The organism is Bradyrhizobium sp. IAR9, assembly GCF_013408065.1.
In the GTDB taxonomy this organism is placed as follows: domain Bacteria; phylum Pseudomonadota; class Alphaproteobacteria; order Rhizobiales; family Xanthobacteraceae; genus Bradyrhizobium.
Window position 1 is genome coordinate 305,597 of sequence record NZ_JACBZW010000010.1, and the last position, 14,270, is coordinate 319,866.

Below are 14,270 nucleotides of genomic sequence, written 5' to 3' on the forward strand. Positions count from 1 at the left end.
CCGGGACGGCGGTAAATTGGGGTGAGACCTGTCCCGGATTGCGCTCCGCTTCATCCGGGCTACGAAGCGGCCCGCGCCGGGAGCAGGGGAGCCCTGTCCGCCCCAAGTTCCCGTTGCGCGCGTTCCCCGCGTGCGCTATCCGGCCACAAAGGCCTGAGGCGGCACCAGATTTTCCCGCCCGGCCGGTCAAACCGAGGACGGAAACCGCCATGCCAGCCTATCGCTCCCGCACCACCACCCACGGCCGCAACATGGCGGGTGCCCGCGGCCTCTGGCGCGCGACCGGCATGAAGGACGCCGATTTCGGCAAGCCGATCATCGCGGTCGTCAATTCCTTCACCCAATTCGTGCCCGGCCACGTCCATCTCAAGGACCTCGGCCAGCTCGTCGCCCGCGAGATCGAGCAGGCCGGTGGCGTCGCCAAGGAATTCAACACCATCGCGGTCGACGACGGCATCGCGATGGGCCATGACGGCATGCTCTACAGCCTGCCGTCGCGCGAGCTGATCGCCGACAGCGTCGAGTACATGGCCAACGCGCACTGCGCCGACGGCCTGGTCTGCATCTCCAATTGCGACAAGATCACCCCCGGCATGCTGATGGCCGCGCTGCGGCTCAACATCCCCGTCGTGTTCGTCTCGGGCGGGCCGATGGAGGCCGGCAAGGTCAAGCTGCAAGGCAAGACCAAGGCCGTCGACCTCATCGACGCCATGGTGGCTGCAGCCGATTCCAAGGTCAGCGACGACGACGTCAAGGTGATCGAGCGTTCGGCGTGTCCGACCTGCGGCTCCTGCTCGGGCATGTTCACCGCCAACTCCATGAACTGCCTGACCGAGGCGCTGGGCCTCGCGCTGCCCGGCAACGGCACGGTGGTGGCAACCCATGCCGACCGCAAGCGCCTGTTCGTCGAGGCCGGCCACACCATCGTCGATCTCGTGCGCCGCTATTACGAGCAGGACGACGCATCCGTGCTGCCGCGCAACGTCGCCAACTTCAAGGCGTTCGAGAACGCGATGACGCTCGACATCGCCATGGGCGGCTCGACCAACACCGTGCTGCATCTGCTCGCCGCCGCCCATGAAGGGCAGGTGGAGTTCACCATGAAGGACATCGACCGGCTTTCTCGCCGCGTGCCCGTGCTGTGCAAGGTCGCCCCGTCGGTCGCCGACGTGCATGTCGAGGACGTGCATCGTGCCGGCGGCATCATGGGCATTCTGGGCGAGCTCGACCGCGCCGGCCTGATCGACACCTCGGTCTCGACCGTGCATGCGCCGACCATGAACGACGCGCTTGAGCGCTGGGACATCAAGCGCTCCAAGAGCGAGGCGGTCCGCACCTTCTTCCGTGCTTCGCCCGGCGGCATTCCGACCCAGGTCGCCTTCAGCCAGGAGCGCCGCTACGACGAGCTCGACGCCGATCGCGAGAAAGGCGTGGTGCGTGATCTCGAGCACGCCTTCAGCAAGGACGGCGGTCTCGCCGTGCTCTACGGCAACCTCGCGCAGGACGGCTGCATCGTGAAGACCGCCGGCGTCGACGCCTCGATCCTGAAATTCTCTGGCCCCGCGCGCGTGTTCGAAAGCCAGGACGCCGCCGTCGAGGGCATCCTGGGCGGCAAGGTCGTCGCCGGCGAGATCGTGGTCATCATCTACGAAGGCCCGCGCGGCGGCCCCGGCATGCAGGAGATGCTCTATCCCACGAGCTACCTGAAATCGATGGGCCTCGGCAAAGCCTGCGCGCTCGTCACCGACGGCCGTTTCTCCGGCGGCTCGTCGGGCCTGTCGATCGGCCATCTGTCGCCGGAAGCCGCCGAAGGCGGCAACATCGGCCTGGTGCGCACCGGCGATCGCATCGCGATCGACATCCCGAACCGCAGCATCAGCCTGGAGGTCTCCGACGAGGAGCTCGCCAAGCGCCGCGCCGCGGAAGAGGCGAAGGGCGATGCCGCCTGGCAGCCGGCTGCGCGCAAGCGCAATGTCTCGACCGCGCTGCAAGCTTACGCCGCGCTCACCACCAGCGCCGCGCGCGGTGCCGTGCGCGAGGTCAAGCGTCGTCCGAAATAACGCCCCGCCACGCCTCAGGCGGGAGTCGATTCCTCCGAAGCGCTCGCGGTCCCCCCGCGAGCGCGCAGATGGGTTTTGCAGGACACACAAATGAAGCCGGGACGGGGGTCGCAAAGGAACGGCCCCCGCCTCCTGGGGTGTGGGCTATTGGGGGTGGAGGCGAGAGCCGCTTTGCGAAGTGGGCACCCGACGTGCGGGCTCGCCCGCCAGGCCCTGTGAATTTAGTGTATTTGCGCGCGTTTTGCTATTTAATTTTTATTAATTTTGTTTGTTTTTTTATTTAATCGTGCAATCCTAAGAAAAATAACCCGAAATCCATTTTTCCGAATCCGGCCGGGCGGTCGCCGTATCCTCCGCGACGGTGCGGATGCCAGTAGCGGAGTAAGCCATGAGTCAATCTCCATCGCTCGTGCCGCCCATGACGACAGACCGGGACGTCTACCTCGTGCTCGATGATTTTGGCCGGCGGCTCGGCCGCGCCTGGTGCGAAACTGCCGAGGAGGATGCCAATCGGGCGACCCTGCTCAGACATCTCGTCGAGGGGCAATATCTCCATCCGGCACGTGTCGTGGCCTTCAACACCGCGGAAGGATGGTCACGAGATGCCACCGCAGAAATAGCGGACGAGCTGCGCCGCCGCTTTGTCGAATTCGAAGAAACTGATCCCTCGCTGCTGGAGTTTCTGGAAAGAGCGGCGAGGCACTGATAGCTCGACCTTGACGGAGGCGGATGAGCGCTTTCGCGTTAATGCGCGTGGTCAATGAGTTCTTACCGGTCGGCTGCGATCGGCCGTTCGCATTAAGGATGCCCCGACGAAGTTCGGCAGAGCAGGGTTTTGCGGCGTATACTCCCGCGACCTTCGCAAATCCATTTTGGGCAATTGGGGCACCACCGCAATGTCGCGTACTCTCGCTGTTGTTTTCTCCACCGCCGTCGCCGCGATTTCCATGACGGGCGCAGCCTCCGCCGGCTGCTACAATTGCTACGCACCGCCGCCGTGCCAGACCTGCTATCAGCAGCAATACGTCGCGCCGCAGTACCGCACCGTCGACGAGACCGTGATGGTCGCCCCGGGCTCCGTCGTCGCGCATCGCACGCCCGCGCAGTACCGCACCGTGATGGTGCCGCAGACCGTGATGGTCGCGCCGCCGAGCGTCCAGTACGAGCGCATCCCCCCGCAATACGCCACGCGCCAACGCGTCCAGATGGTCTCGCCAGGGTATTCCTATTACGCCCCGGTGCAGATGGGATGCGCGTCCTGCGGGTACTGAGCGAGAGGCAGTCACGAAGAAGATTCGCGCGGCGCTCCTCACGGGGCGCCACGTTTTCTTTTGCGCGGTGTTAAAGGGAGCGGATCTTTGAACCGGTAAGCCGTTGTTGCCGAGCTACATGTACCAGAGGGCGGCAGTGTTTTGCGCGGAGCTTGAGGCGCGTCCGAGAGATTCTATCAGGTCAGCGTCAATACCATATGGACTGTGTGAGGTTCGCGGCGTTCTGCGCGTTCGAACCCAAATCTGCCAAGCACCCTGAGCATCGCAGCGTTGTCCGGTAGCACCTCCGCGGTCAGTTCCTTCAGCCTGGCTTCGCGGGCAAGGCTGATCAGGTGGCGCAGCAGCAGTCCGCCGATGCCGCGTCCTTGCCAGGCGTCGATCACCATGAAGGCCGTCTCGGCGCAGCCGGGCCCGGCTGCGACATATCGCGCGCCGCCCACGATGGTGCTCCGACCTGCATTCGCCACGCACGCGACCAGCGCAACATGGTCCTTGAAGTCGACCTCGACGAAAAAGGCGCGCTCCTTCTCGGAGAAATGACGTTTTAGCATGAAGAAGCGGCGCTGGAGGGACTGTGTGCCCACCTCGCCAAGCGCGGCCAGCATGGCGGCCTCGTCATCTGGCCGGAGAGCACGGATCTCCACGGCCGTACCGTCGCGGAGCTGTTCGTTTCGCGCGTAATTTGCTGCATTCGACATGCGTTCGCGTCGCAATTGTTGAGCCGCTACGTGACCACGGCACCCGTCCCATCAGGCCGCCTTCAGTCCTTTGCCGGTTGATTTGGATCAAGCCTGCAGTCCCGGTCCGGCCGCTAGGCTTTCCGCATGGAGCCAATCAGCCGGGCGCGGGCCTCAGACCTTGAAGACACTTCGCCAACTTTTTTCCACCAGCGACGTCGTTCAGCTCGTGATCCGGCTCGGCTTGCTTGCACTGCTGATCCTGTGGACGCTCCTGATCATCCGTCCCTTCGTGCCGATCCTGACCTGGAGCGCGGTACTTGCCGTGGCGTTCTATCCGGTCTTCAATTGGCTCGCGAAATGTTTGGGCGGCCGCCCGCGGACAGCGGCGGTGCTCCTCACCTTCACCATGCTCGGCATCGTCATCGGTCCGGCGGCCTGGCTCGGCCTCAGTGCGGTTGACGGCGTCAGAGAACTCGCAGGGCAACTCGGCAGCGGCGATCTCGTGCTGCAGGCGGCGCCGGAGCGGATCAAGGACTGGCCGCTGGTCGGGCCGCAGCTCTACGATCTCTGGAATCAGGCCTACACCAACATCCGCGCGGCCGTGCGCGAGGTTGCGCCATATCTGAAGCCGATTGCCGGCATGATGCTGTCATTCGCAGGCAGCGCCGGCCTTGGCACCCTGCAGTTCCTGATGTCGGTGCTGGTCGCCGGATTTCTCTTTCCATATGGTCCGCAGCTCGTCAGCGCAATCCGCGGCTTCCTGTTCCGCATCGTGCCGGAACAGAGCGAACATTTCCTCGAGCTGGCGGCCGGGACCATCCGGGCGGTGTCGCAGGGCGTCATCGGCGTCGCCATTATCCAGGCGCTGCTCGCCGGCATCGGATTCAAGCTGGCGCTCATCCCGAGCGCGGGGCTGCTCGCCGTCATTGTTCTGCTGCTGTCGATCGTGCAGCTCGGTGCGGGGATCGTCCTCATTCCGGTCGTCATCTGGATCTGGATGGATAAGGACGTCACCACGGCGCTGCTCCTGACCGTATTTCTCGTCATCGTCGGTCTCCTCGACAACATCCTGAAGCCGCTGGTCATGGGACGGGGCCTCTCCACGCCGGCGCTCGTCATCCTGATCGGAGTGATCGGTGGCACGCTCGCGCATGGGATCATCGGTCTGTTCATCGGACCGATCATTCTCTCGGTCGCCTGGGAGCTCGCAGCGGCGTGGATCCGCATCGACCGGGCCGTGCCGCCTGCGCAGCTTGTCGCTGACCGTTGATTTAAATCAACGTCTCAGCGATGGCGGCACCGCTTGAATGCCTTGCACGACGACGAGGTCGAACATGGCTATTGAAAATCTGAAGCTCCCCGATGAAGCCGTGTTCGAGCACATCGAGTCGTAGTGGGGACAGCTCGATTTCTTGGTTCATTCCATCGCCTTTTCGCCCAAGGAGGCTCTGCACGGGCGCGTCGTTGATGTCGACCGCGACGGCCTTCTGAAGACGATGGACGTGTCTTGCTGGTCATACATGTCGTTCTCAGCGATAGTGCAGGGCGATCAGCTCGGCGACACAGGCGGGCTTCTTGCCGCCCTCGATCTCGATCACGAGATGATAGTTCACGCGCAGTCCGTCCGGCGGCACGTCCTCGGCTTCGGCGACCGTGACGCGGCCGCGCAGTCTTGAGCCCGCCGGCACGGGGGCGAGGTACCTGATCCGGTCAGCGCCGTAGTTCAGCGTGTTGCGAAGGCCCTTCAGGCCGATGACAGAGCGGATGAACAGCGGCGCCAGGGCAAGTGACAGCAGGCCATGAGCGATGGTTTTGCCGCCCGGCATCTCCTTGCTGGCACGTTCCTGATCCACATGGATCCATTGTTCGTCGCAGGTCGCCTCGGCGAACTGATTGATGCGTGGCTGGGTGATCTCGATCCAGTCGCTGGCGCCGATCTCGGTGCCGATAGCGGATTTGATCTCGTCGAAGTCGCTGAATATGCGCATGATCGCTCTGCTCAAAGTCTCATTTCCAGGACGCTGTCAGGAATGGCCAGTTCGGCCTCGGTGACGGCCATGACCTCTCCGACACTGATGCCGGGCGCCGTTTCCAAGAGGGTCGCCCTGCCACCAGGGAAGCCGATCACGGCCATGTCGGTCACGACAAGGTGGACCGGCCGCGCCGAGGTCAACGGCAGCGAGCATTTTGCCACGATCTTCGACTTACCCTTGGCCGCGTGCTGCATGGCGACGATGACGCGCTTGGCACCGCTGACGAGATCCATGGCGCCGCCCATGCCCGGCACCATCTTGCCGGGGATCATCCAGTTGGCGAGATGGCCATGCGCGTCGACCTGGAGCCCGCCGAGCACCGTGACATCGACATGACCGCCGCGGATCAGTCCGAAGGACATCGCACTGTCGAAGGTTGAGGCACCCGGCAACGCGCTGATGGGACGCCCGCCGGCGTCGGTGAGCGTCGGATGAGCCATGCCTTGCTCGGGAATCGGCCCTGTGCCAATCAGCCCATTCTCCGACTGGAAGAATACCTTCAGATCTGATGGCACGTAGTTTGCGACCAGGGTCGGAATGCCGATGCCGAGATTGACAAGATTGCCCGTCTTCAGCTCCTTGGCGACTCGCCGGGCGATGATGATCTGGGGATCCATGATGTCACCCGTTGGTGATGAGATAGTCGACGAGCGGCGCGGGGGTGACGACGTGATCGGGCGCAATCACGCCAACGGGCACGATATGCTCGGCCGTCACGATGACGGTGTCGGCCGCCATCGCCATGACCGGGTTGAAATTGCGCGAGGTGAGCGCGTAGGCGAGGTTGCCGAGATAATCGGCGAGGAAGGCGTGGACGAGGGCGAACTGGGCGCGCAGCGCCGTTTCCAGCAGGAATGGCTTGCCGTCGATCTCGATCTGACGCTTGCCTTCGGCGACCAGCGTCCCGACGCCCGTGGGCGTCAGCACACCGCCGAGACCGCATCCGCCGGCGCGGATGCGCTCGACGAAGGTCCCTTGCGGGACGAGATCGACCGCAATCTGGCTCGCCAACATCTGCTGCTGCGCTTTTGGATTGAGGCCGATATGTGTTGCGGTCAGCTTCGACACCAATGCCTGATCGAACAACTTGCCGACGCCCTTGCCGGGCGTCGCCGCGTCGTTCGAGATCAAGGTCAGGCCGGTCTTGTTCTGGCGCACGACTTCGTCGAGCAGGCGCTCCGGCGTCCCGACTCCCATGAAGCCACCCACCATAACGCTGGCGCCCGCCGGAATCATTGCGACGGCTTCTTCGATGGAAATGGCCTTCATCATTGAACTCCGGGATCGGCCCACGATGGCAGAAGGCGGCAGTAGGCGGATGTTGGCGCCCGGCGCCTCTCGTCCTTTGATCTGCGTCAAGGCTTCCGCTCATTCCGATCCTGCTGCGTCGATACCGATGCTCCCTAGTACCTCGCGCCAGAGCTTGCGAACGGCGGCATGACGTTGTTCGAGGGCAGCACTCACCGCATCCCGATGCGGCGCAAGGTCCGTGCCCTTGAGGAACAGAATCTGGGATTGCAGCAGCCGGCTGCTCTCGAACTCGATCCGTCGCAGCGCCGAGACAAAGGGATCCTGCACATTGGCCTCGATCGGGAGCAGCGCGGCCGGTCGGATGCCCGCATGCACGGCATGGGCAAGCGTTGCAAGGTGAACCGCCTGGGCGAGACGAGGGTCCGGGATTCCGTCGATCGGGGCGGGCAGCCAGGCGGTCTCCCAGGACGCAACCATGTATCCCAAGGTAAAATCCGGGGTCCAGGAAGTTGCGCGCATCAGCAGCGAAACGATCTCCGTCTCGCGATAGAACTGTGCGTTCAATTCGGTTTGCCACGCTGCGTCGAGTCTTACGGGCAGCGTGAAGGCGAATTGCCGAGCGAGAGCGCCATGCGCCGAGATCAGGAATGCTGCGATCCGCGTCTGCTGGCCCGGTGGAACGCGGCCGTCCAGCTCGAGCGGACCCAGGAATCCGCTCATGCCAGCGCTCGCTTGACCGGGATAGCGCGCAGGTGATCGTAACCGTCAGGGAACGGTGTCAGCTCGCCGCCGGGCTCCTCGGGCGCGACCCATACCGCTTGATTGCCTTGCCAGCGGCCGGCCAGCACATCGTCGGCAAAGCGCGCGAGAAGATCGGCCGTCAGCGCGCCTTTTTCCAGTGTGAAAGCGTGATACGCCTTGGGAATGATCACTAGCGAGCTGTTCGGAATCTCAACCCGCAGGGTCTCGTGCAGATGACGCGGGGTCAGAAAATCGAACTCACCATTGAGGATCATGGTCGGAGCCGAGATCGCTGACAGGTGGGGCGTTAGCGGTTGGAAGTCGAGAAAGGACTCCATCAGATTTTGAAGCGCATAGACATCGTTCACCAGCCAGCCCTGGCGCTTGACGCTGTCGAGCTTGTCCAACAATGGCTTCAACCACTGGTCGGAGAGGTTCATAGGCAGCAGCAAATCCTGGAGATAGCCTGTTCCTCCCAGGATCAGGCCAGTCCGGAGGGCGTTGCCGAGAAGCAAAAGCTGCGGCGTCAGCTCGGCGAAGCAGCTCATTGGCACCAGTCCGGACAGCCGCTGCCCATGCTCGATCGCATAGCGGAGCGCGATCAGGCCGCCGAAGCTGATGCCGCTCAGGAAGACCGGCCCCTCGCCAAGCGCTTCAATCAGAAGCCTGAGCGCGGCAACCTGGTCGTCCTGATTGATAAATAGCGTCGGTTTGTCGGAGACCCCTTGACCAAGGAGATCGAAGGTTGCCACGCGAAAGCCTCGCGTCAGCAGCGCCTCGCGATAGGCGCCCCATAGCTCGGAATATTGTGTCAGTCCGTTGACGAAAACATAGGCCGGCGCTCTCGCCGGCCCATCGAGCTCATAGCGTATTCGATACGAGCCGTGATTGAGAAAGGGCATCGCACAAGACTACCGACATCGCTGGCTACGATGCTCAACTGTCGCGAGCGGATTCCGTTGAGCTAGATCAAAGATCCCCGTTGCGACCTTCCTAGCGTTTCAAGAACTGTCCAGGGAGGAATCCGTCATGTCCACGACCGGTTTCGTGAAACGTTGTTCCGTCAGCCTGATTGTACTGCTGGTCGGCACCGCTCTGGCAGTTGCACAACCCTTCACGCGCCGCTCGTCGCAGGTGCAGCATGACGGGCTGAAGAAGACCTACGAGATCGCCAACTTCCGCCTTGGCGGCAAGTACGACCTCTCCAATCCCTCCAAGTGGGAGAATGGCGGCGAGGGGGGTGTCACGCTCGAGTCCCTCGGCGCTGGCAAGTTGAGAACAGCCTACATCGCCATCGGTAACGCGCGGCGCAACGCCGCAGGCGAGATTACCAATGCCGTCGTGATCAACTCCTATTATTCCGGTGACTCCACCGACATGTACGAGCAGTGGGTCAAGGGCGCTGCCTTGTCGGGGGGCGTCCCGATCATCGGTTCGGGACGGCCGATCGATACAGACCGCTATTATGTCATCATGGTCGATCCGCTCGGCACCTGGGGTGCAAGCAAGCCGTCCGATGGGCTCGGCATCAAGTTTCCGCAATACAGCTACTACGACATGGTGCAGGCGAACTATCGTCTGCTGCGCGACGAACTGAAGGTCGCGCGCGTTGCATTGGTCACGGGCGTGTCCATGGGCGGTACGCAGACCTATGTCTGGGGCGTCATGCACCCAGAATATGTCAGCGCCTTGATGCCGATCGGAGGCACCACGCAGTCGGATGGAGAGGATCCAGTCGGCAACTGGACGTTCCAGATGATGACGGCCGCGATCCAGGGCGATCCGGTCTGGCAAGAGACCAAGGGCGACTATTACAAGCTACCGAAGGAAAAGCATCCCGTGCCGGGTGTCGCGTTCGGCTGGTCGATCCTTGGTATGACGGGTTATGACTTCGCATTCCGCACAACCCAGAACTGGGGCGCCGTGCAGCCCGAAATTTTCTACTGGGATCCGCCGAACGAGAAGGCCGGTTTGAACGTCATCAACCGCGCCAAGCTCTATGACGCGGTCGATCTCGTCTGGCGCAACCGGGTTGGCGAGACCCACAACGTTAATCCCTATCTCGGCCGCATCCAGGCGCGAACGCTGGTGATGCACATCACCAACGATCTCTGGCTCAACTTCAAGCTGGCGCAGCAGGCGGTCGATCGCGTGCCCGGCGCGGACCTGATCGCGCAGGAAAGCCCGGTCGCGCATTACGGCGTATTCCCGATCATCAACCAGCGCAAGAACGATCCGAAATTCGTGGCTTTCATGGACGACGTTGCAAGCCTCGATCGCGCGCAGAAATTCGCCGACAAGAACTATCGCGTGCCCGGTGTTGCCGAGAAGATCGATCCGGAAAAATCCTTCTGGAAGGATTTTGTGACATATCCCTATCCGGTCAAATTCTCCAACGCCAAAGACAAGAGCGGCAAGTCCTGGCAGATCGGCTACATGGATGAATATAACGGCACCGACAGAGACCCGAAGGTGCTGGTCATCATCCACGGCAAGGGCGCCTTCGGCGGCCACTACGGCAACATCATGCAATATGCGCTGCGGAGCGGAGTGCGCGTGATCGTGCCCGACCTGCCGCATTATGGGATGTCGGGGCCCGGCAATCTCGACAAGAGCCCGGCGCGCACCATGCAGGACATGCGCGAGGTGATCTACGACCTCGTCGTCAATCAGCTCGGCGTGAAGAAGGCGGTGTATCTTGGCCACTCGCTCGGCGGTCAGTTCGTGATGGGCTATGCCCTGACCTGGCCCGACGCCGTGCAGGCGCTGGCGCTCGAAGCGCCATCGGGCCTCGAGGAATATCCGCGCGACATCACGATCGCCAAGGACAAGAAGGCAAAACTGTTCGACCCGGATCTCGGCCGCGATTTCGACAAGTGGAAGTCAATCTGGGATCAGACTGGCATTCTCGCCGCTGAGAAGGCGCGCGACGAGCAGGGTGTCCGCGATTTCTTCTATTTCAAGAAGCGTGACCCAAACACCGGCGCAGTGTCGGCGGCGAAGAGCGGGTATTTCTACAGTGACAGTGAATATGCCCGCTTCCACACCGATCAGCGCGTCGGCCTCATCAGGGGCAACCCGAAGGAGCTCGATCAATGGTGCAACGTCTTCATTTTCGACATCTATACCATCGGGGCTGAGCTCCAGCAGGACGACCCGAAGAACCTCTACGAGCGGCTCACGCAGATCAAGGCGCCAATCTTCCTGGCCTTCGGCGACAAGGAGCCGTTCATCCCGACGCCCGCCTTCAACGGGCTGACCGATCTCGGTCGCGATGTGATCTCGCCGTTCATGACGCGGATGACCAATGCCGGCAACCGACCAATCCTCAAGATCTACCCGGAAACAGGGCACTTTATTCACACCGATAATCCGGTGGAGTTCTCGGTGGACGTCGTGGATTTCGTAACCAAGGGTAGTGTCGACACCTCTTCGCCGTCGAGCATTGATCGCATGATAAAGGGGGCCGTGGTATCTGCCCTGCCGGTGGCGCCGACGCCTCCCGGAGCCGCGCCTACGGCCGGCCTGAACAAATAGGGCCGCACATGGCAAGGGTGCAGGCAGGTGAGGTCCAACTCGGCTGGCGGGAGTGGGGGCGGGGCGACGTCACGGTCGTCTTCATCCACGGCAATCTCGCCAGCAAGGATTGGATCGAGCTTGCCGCGCCACTGTTTCCGACGGGCCTGCGCGTCGTCGCCATCGACTGGCGTGGTTGCGGCGACAGCGATCGGCCGAAGCCGACCGCGAACTACGCCAACTATTCCATGCAGCAGCATGCCGAGGACATGCTGGCCGCCCTCGATACGCTCGAGATCAGCTATTGCCATCTTGCGACGCATTCGACCGGCGGCATCATCGCCGCGCGCATGCTCTTGATGCAGCCGCAACGCTTCGGCCGTGTGTTCTCGCTCGATCCGGTGACGCCGCTCGGCATGGCTTTCAATGCCGATCAGATCGGCCTTTTCCGCGCGATGATGGCGAACAAGGAATTGACGCGAACGATCATGGCAACGGCGGCGTCCTCGTTGTTCGTGCCCGAGAGCATGGCGCCGAACGCGATTCCGCGTTTTCGCGAAGGACTGCCTGAGATCCAGGCCCTGTTCGATCGCATCATCGACCAGACCTTTGGCGTCTCCGAAGGCATCTGGATCGGCACTGCTGTCAATCTGACGCAGGAGAAGGAAAGCCGCGAGCTGGAGCGCCGGATGCCGCAGCTACGGCATCCGCATCTGGTGCTGTGGGGCGAATGGGACGGCTGGATTCTTCCGGCCGACCTGCGTGTGATGGCTGAGGCGATGCCGGATTGCCGCCTCGTCATCGTGCCCGGCATCGGCCACTCGATGAATCTCGAACGGCCGGCACTCTATGCCGGCTATTTCGGTGCCTGGTTCGGAGGACTTCCCGCATGAGCGAAACCGTCTGAAAGGAGCGACATCATGGTCGAAATCAACGCGTCCGCCGAGAGCATGCGTGCGTCACTGAGCGAGGCGCTCGGTCGCCTGCGCAAGGCCAATTCGGACTATTTCGAATTGCTGGAGCGTGCTCTCGGCTCGTCGCCACTGCCGGTCGCGAACCAGGCGAAGGAGTTCTGCGCCTTCATGCAGCACAATGTCACCGCAACTTTCGATCTCGGCGACAAGCTGATCAACGCAAAGGACATGCAGGATGCGCTCAAGCTTCAAGCCGATTTCTTCCAGGACCAGATGCGCTCGCTGACCGACCAGGGCCGGGCTATGAGCGAGTCTGCGATGAAGGCGGCGGGAGGCATGTTCAGTCCGAAGGCTTGACGCGCTGTCGTTGTCTGCGGGGCGGGGGATCCACGTTCTTAGAAGGAGGACGGATCATGCTCAAATATCTGCTGGCGGCGTTCGCTATTCTCATTCTTGTCGGCGCCACGCTCGTGCCCGATGACGCCTATGCTCGCAGGGGTGGCGGCGGTCGTGGCGGTGGGTTTCATGGCGGCGGCGGGCGCGCGCATTTTGCCGGCGGCGGTCATGCCGGGCGCTTCCATGGCGGCGGCGGACATCGCTACGCTGGCCGGCCCCGGCCGAGTCACCCAATTGCGGGCCGTCCCGGCGGCCGACCCATTGCAGGTCGGCCGGGACGTCCGACCCACCCAATCGCGGGCCGTCCGGGCCGTCCAGGCTATCCGATTGCGGGGCGGCCCGGTTATCCCGGCTATGGCGGACGCTATCCCTACTATCCCGGCCGCGGCCTCGCTTACGGTGCGGCAGCCGGAGCTCTTGCGGCAGGCGCCTACTACGGAAGCGGCTCCTATAATCAGGGCTGCTATTACGACACTTATGGCAACTGGACCTGTCCGCAGGGTAATCCCTACTATCCCTATTGATGAACGCAGAAGCGCAAGTGAGGTCGGTTATGGCCGGAACGAACAAGCTCTCGGTCGAGAAAGCTCTCGAAAAATTGCGTCAAGATGATCAGATCAAATCGAGCGGAGAGCAGCGTGACGAAAAGAGTGAAGACCTGCGTCGAGAGATCAAGCGCATGAGGGCGCTGCGATCGCGGCTTGATCGCGCGCCCTCCAAGTAAAGCGTAGGTGTGTCCAGGCGTGACCATCTAAGTTCGCACGGATCGAACCGGCCAAGGCTGGAGTAAAGCGATGTGGGTGCTGATGTACGTCTTTTCCTACTCGATCAGTCCTGCCGCGACGAATGACAAGGCGGAATGGCGCCTCCTTCCGACGGTTGTCTTCCAGGAGTTTTCCAACGAAGAGCGGTGCCGGAAGGCCAAAGCCACGCTTGAAGGAAGCTTGAGCGAGGCGGGTGCCAAGCTCCGAAGCGGCTTGGAGGATCTCAAGAGCCTGGGTAAAGCGGATCCAGCTCAGATCATCATCGCCTACAACGTCGAATGCCTGCCGAAATAGGCCCTAGGCCGCGGTTTAGCCCGGGTGCCCGCATCTGTGGACGCGAGTCGGCAATCGGTATGAGACCGCAGGCATCGTACCGATCGGTCCAAATTGGGTCCAAGTTCGCGTTGCGCTCAGTCCGAAGCTAAGCTAACTCCCTGGCATTGGTACGAGGGAAGGGTGGCCGAGTGGTTTAAGGCACCGGTCTTGAAAACCGGCGTGCCCGCAAGGGTACCGTGGGTTCGAATCCCACCCCTTCCGCCAGTCGATCCGTGTCCGGCCCGAAGAGATGGGTAACGGATCGTACCTAAGAGATGGGTGACAACCTCGTGCCGAACGGGTTGTCGAGGGGTTGCAGGGTCTTCTGC

Annotated in this window: 16 protein-coding genes, 1 tRNA gene and 1 pseudogene; 12 read left to right on the forward strand and 6 right to left on the reverse strand. The window is 62.5% G+C overall.

Going from position 1 to position 14,270, the window contains the following annotated elements; all coding sequences use genetic code 11:
* The first annotated feature begins 209 nt into the window (after positions 1 to 209).
* The 3 genes from ilvD to GGD67_RS25945 all read left to right on the forward strand — a co-directional run bounded on the left by ilvD (position 210) and on the right by GGD67_RS25945 (position 3,331).
* The gene (ilvD, locus tag GGD67_RS25935) at positions 210 to 2,060 is read left to right on the forward strand and encodes a dihydroxy-acid dehydratase (RefSeq protein WP_179736735.1); all 1,851 of its coding nucleotides are present in this window, start codon (positions 210 to 212) and stop codon (positions 2,058 to 2,060) included.
* A 388-nt stretch (positions 2,061 to 2,448) separates the two neighbouring features.
* Positions 2,449 to 2,766, forward strand: coding sequence for a hypothetical protein (locus GGD67_RS25940; protein WP_018318026.1), 318 nt, complete (start codon positions 2,449 to 2,451; stop codon positions 2,764 to 2,766).
* A gap of 241 nt (positions 2,767 to 3,007) precedes the next feature.
* Positions 3,008 to 3,331, forward strand: a complete 324-nt coding sequence (locus tag GGD67_RS25945; protein WP_020508670.1) for a hypothetical protein — start codon at positions 3,008 to 3,010, stop codon at positions 3,329 to 3,331.
* Between the two features lie 176 nt (positions 3,332 to 3,507).
* Here the strand turns inward: GGD67_RS25945 and GGD67_RS25950 are convergent, their stop codons facing one another.
* Entirely contained in the window at positions 3,508 to 4,029 is a 522-nt protein-coding gene (locus GGD67_RS25950; protein WP_179736737.1) for a GNAT family N-acetyltransferase, read from the reverse strand.
* A gap of 160 nt (positions 4,030 to 4,189) precedes the next feature.
* On the opposite strand from GGD67_RS25950, the gene GGD67_RS25955 reads away from it, so the two are divergent.
* Together GGD67_RS25955 and GGD67_RS25960 are read left to right on the forward strand one after the other, a co-directional pair.
* A complete protein-coding gene (locus tag GGD67_RS25955) occupies positions 4,190 to 5,281 on the forward strand; it encodes an AI-2E family transporter (RefSeq protein WP_018318029.1) in 1,092 nt (363 codons plus the stop codon).
* Positions 5,282 to 5,405: 124 nt separating this feature from the next.
* Positions 5,406 to 5,555, forward strand: a pseudogene (locus GGD67_RS25960) (SDR family oxidoreductase); the annotation flags it as partial.
* Here the strand turns inward: GGD67_RS25960 and GGD67_RS25965 are convergent.
* From GGD67_RS25965 to GGD67_RS25985, 5 genes are all read right to left on the reverse strand, one after another.
* Positions 5,541 to 5,999 carry a MaoC family dehydratase gene (locus GGD67_RS25965; protein WP_026201956.1) on the reverse strand — a complete coding sequence of 153 codons (459 nt, stop codon included), beginning with the start codon at positions 5,997 to 5,999 and terminating at the stop codon, positions 5,541 to 5,543. The pseudogene GGD67_RS25960 and the gene GGD67_RS25965 overlap by 15 nt on opposite strands.
* 11 nt (positions 6,000 to 6,010) lie before the next feature.
* A complete protein-coding gene (locus GGD67_RS25970; RefSeq protein ID WP_092258110.1) occupies positions 6,011 to 6,661 on the reverse strand; it encodes a 3-oxoacid CoA-transferase subunit B in 651 nt (216 codons plus the stop codon).
* A gap of 4 nt (positions 6,662 to 6,665) precedes the next feature.
* Positions 6,666 to 7,313 carry a CoA transferase subunit A gene (locus GGD67_RS25975; protein WP_026201957.1) on the reverse strand — a complete coding sequence of 216 codons (648 nt, stop codon included), beginning with the start codon at positions 7,311 to 7,313 and terminating at the stop codon, positions 6,666 to 6,668.
* 99 nt (positions 7,314 to 7,412) lie between these two features.
* Positions 7,413 to 8,015: a hypothetical protein gene (locus tag GGD67_RS25980; protein ID WP_179736739.1), complete on the reverse strand. Its 603-nt coding sequence runs from the start codon at positions 8,013 to 8,015 to the stop codon at positions 7,413 to 7,415.
* Complete coding sequence (locus GGD67_RS25985; RefSeq protein ID WP_179736741.1) at positions 8,012 to 8,938, reverse strand: alpha/beta fold hydrolase; 927 nt, start codon at positions 8,936 to 8,938, stop codon at positions 8,012 to 8,014. Before GGD67_RS25985 ends, GGD67_RS25980 begins: the two co-directional genes overlap by 4 nt.
* A 127-nt stretch (positions 8,939 to 9,065) precedes the next feature.
* Between GGD67_RS25985 and GGD67_RS25990 the strand changes: the two genes are divergently transcribed.
* The 7 genes from GGD67_RS25990 to GGD67_RS26020 all read left to right on the forward strand — a co-directional run bounded on the left by GGD67_RS25990 (position 9,066) and on the right by GGD67_RS26020 (position 14,166).
* Positions 9,066 to 11,573, forward strand: coding sequence for an alpha/beta hydrolase (locus GGD67_RS25990; protein ID WP_179736743.1), 2,508 nt, complete (start codon positions 9,066 to 9,068; stop codon positions 11,571 to 11,573).
* A gap of 8 nt (positions 11,574 to 11,581) precedes the next feature.
* Complete coding sequence (locus GGD67_RS25995) at positions 11,582 to 12,445, forward strand: alpha/beta fold hydrolase (RefSeq protein WP_179736745.1); 864 nt, start codon at positions 11,582 to 11,584, stop codon at positions 12,443 to 12,445.
* Positions 12,446 to 12,472: 27 nt separating this feature from the next.
* Positions 12,473 to 12,823 carry a phasin gene (locus tag GGD67_RS26000; RefSeq protein WP_179736747.1) on the forward strand — a complete coding sequence of 117 codons (351 nt, stop codon included), beginning with the start codon at positions 12,473 to 12,475 and terminating at the stop codon, positions 12,821 to 12,823.
* Between the two features lie 56 nt (positions 12,824 to 12,879).
* Positions 12,880 to 13,386 (forward strand): hypothetical protein, encoded by a 507-nt coding sequence (locus GGD67_RS26005; protein WP_179736749.1) that lies wholly within the window; start codon positions 12,880 to 12,882, stop codon positions 13,384 to 13,386.
* A gap of 29 nt (positions 13,387 to 13,415) precedes the next feature.
* Positions 13,416 to 13,586 (forward strand): hypothetical protein, encoded by a 171-nt coding sequence (locus tag GGD67_RS26010; RefSeq protein ID WP_179736751.1) that lies wholly within the window; start codon positions 13,416 to 13,418, stop codon positions 13,584 to 13,586.
* A gap of 70 nt (positions 13,587 to 13,656) precedes the next feature.
* Positions 13,657 to 13,920, forward strand: coding sequence for a hypothetical protein (locus tag GGD67_RS26015; RefSeq protein ID WP_018318038.1), 264 nt, complete (start codon positions 13,657 to 13,659; stop codon positions 13,918 to 13,920).
* 156 nt (positions 13,921 to 14,076) lie between these two features.
* A tRNA-Ser gene (locus GGD67_RS26020) sits at positions 14,077 to 14,166 on the forward strand.
* The last annotated feature ends 104 nt before the right edge of the window (positions 14,167 to 14,270 follow it).

What these genes read in the sequence shown, in the direction of transcription:
- GGD67_RS25940 (WP_018318026.1), top strand. Translation starts at nt 2,449, where the DNA reads ATGAGTCAATCTCCATCGCTCGTGCCGCCCATGACGACAGACCGGGAC.
- GGD67_RS26015 (WP_018318038.1), top strand. Translation starts at nt 13,657, where the DNA reads ATGTGGGTGCTGATGTACGTCTTTTCCTACTCGATCAGTCCTGCCGCG.
- GGD67_RS26005 (WP_179736749.1), top strand. Translation starts at nt 12,880, where the DNA reads ATGCTCAAATATCTGCTGGCGGCGTTCGCTATTCTCATTCTTGTCGGC.
- GGD67_RS25990 (WP_179736743.1), top strand. Translation starts at nt 9,066, where the DNA reads ATGTCCACGACCGGTTTCGTGAAACGTTGTTCCGTCAGCCTGATTGTA.
- GGD67_RS25995 (WP_179736745.1), top strand. Translation starts at nt 11,582, where the DNA reads ATGGCAAGGGTGCAGGCAGGTGAGGTCCAACTCGGCTGGCGGGAGTGG.
- GGD67_RS25965 (WP_026201956.1), bottom strand. Translation starts at nt 5,999, where the DNA reads ATGCGCATATTCAGCGACTTCGACGAGATCAAATCCGCTATCGGCACC.
- GGD67_RS26000 (WP_179736747.1), top strand. Translation starts at nt 12,473, where the DNA reads ATGGTCGAAATCAACGCGTCCGCCGAGAGCATGCGTGCGTCACTGAGC.
- GGD67_RS25970 (WP_092258110.1), bottom strand. Translation starts at nt 6,661, where the DNA reads ATGGATCCCCAGATCATCATCGCCCGGCGAGTCGCCAAGGAGCTGAAG.
- GGD67_RS25980 (WP_179736739.1), bottom strand. Translation starts at nt 8,015, where the DNA reads ATGAGCGGATTCCTGGGTCCGCTCGAGCTGGACGGCCGCGTTCCACCG.
- GGD67_RS25945 (WP_020508670.1), top strand. Translation starts at nt 3,008, where the DNA reads ATGACGGGCGCAGCCTCCGCCGGCTGCTACAATTGCTACGCACCGCCG.
- GGD67_RS26010 (WP_179736751.1), top strand. Translation starts at nt 13,416, where the DNA reads ATGGCCGGAACGAACAAGCTCTCGGTCGAGAAAGCTCTCGAAAAATTG.
- GGD67_RS25950 (WP_179736737.1), bottom strand. Translation starts at nt 4,029, where the DNA reads ATGTCGAATGCAGCAAATTACGCGCGAAACGAACAGCTCCGCGACGGT.
- GGD67_RS25975 (WP_026201957.1), bottom strand. Translation starts at nt 7,313, where the DNA reads ATGAAGGCCATTTCCATCGAAGAAGCCGTCGCAATGATTCCGGCGGGC.
- ilvD (WP_179736735.1), top strand. Translation starts at nt 210, where the DNA reads ATGCCAGCCTATCGCTCCCGCACCACCACCCACGGCCGCAACATGGCG.
- GGD67_RS25985 (WP_179736741.1), bottom strand. Translation starts at nt 8,938, where the DNA reads ATGCCCTTTCTCAATCACGGCTCGTATCGAATACGCTATGAGCTCGAT.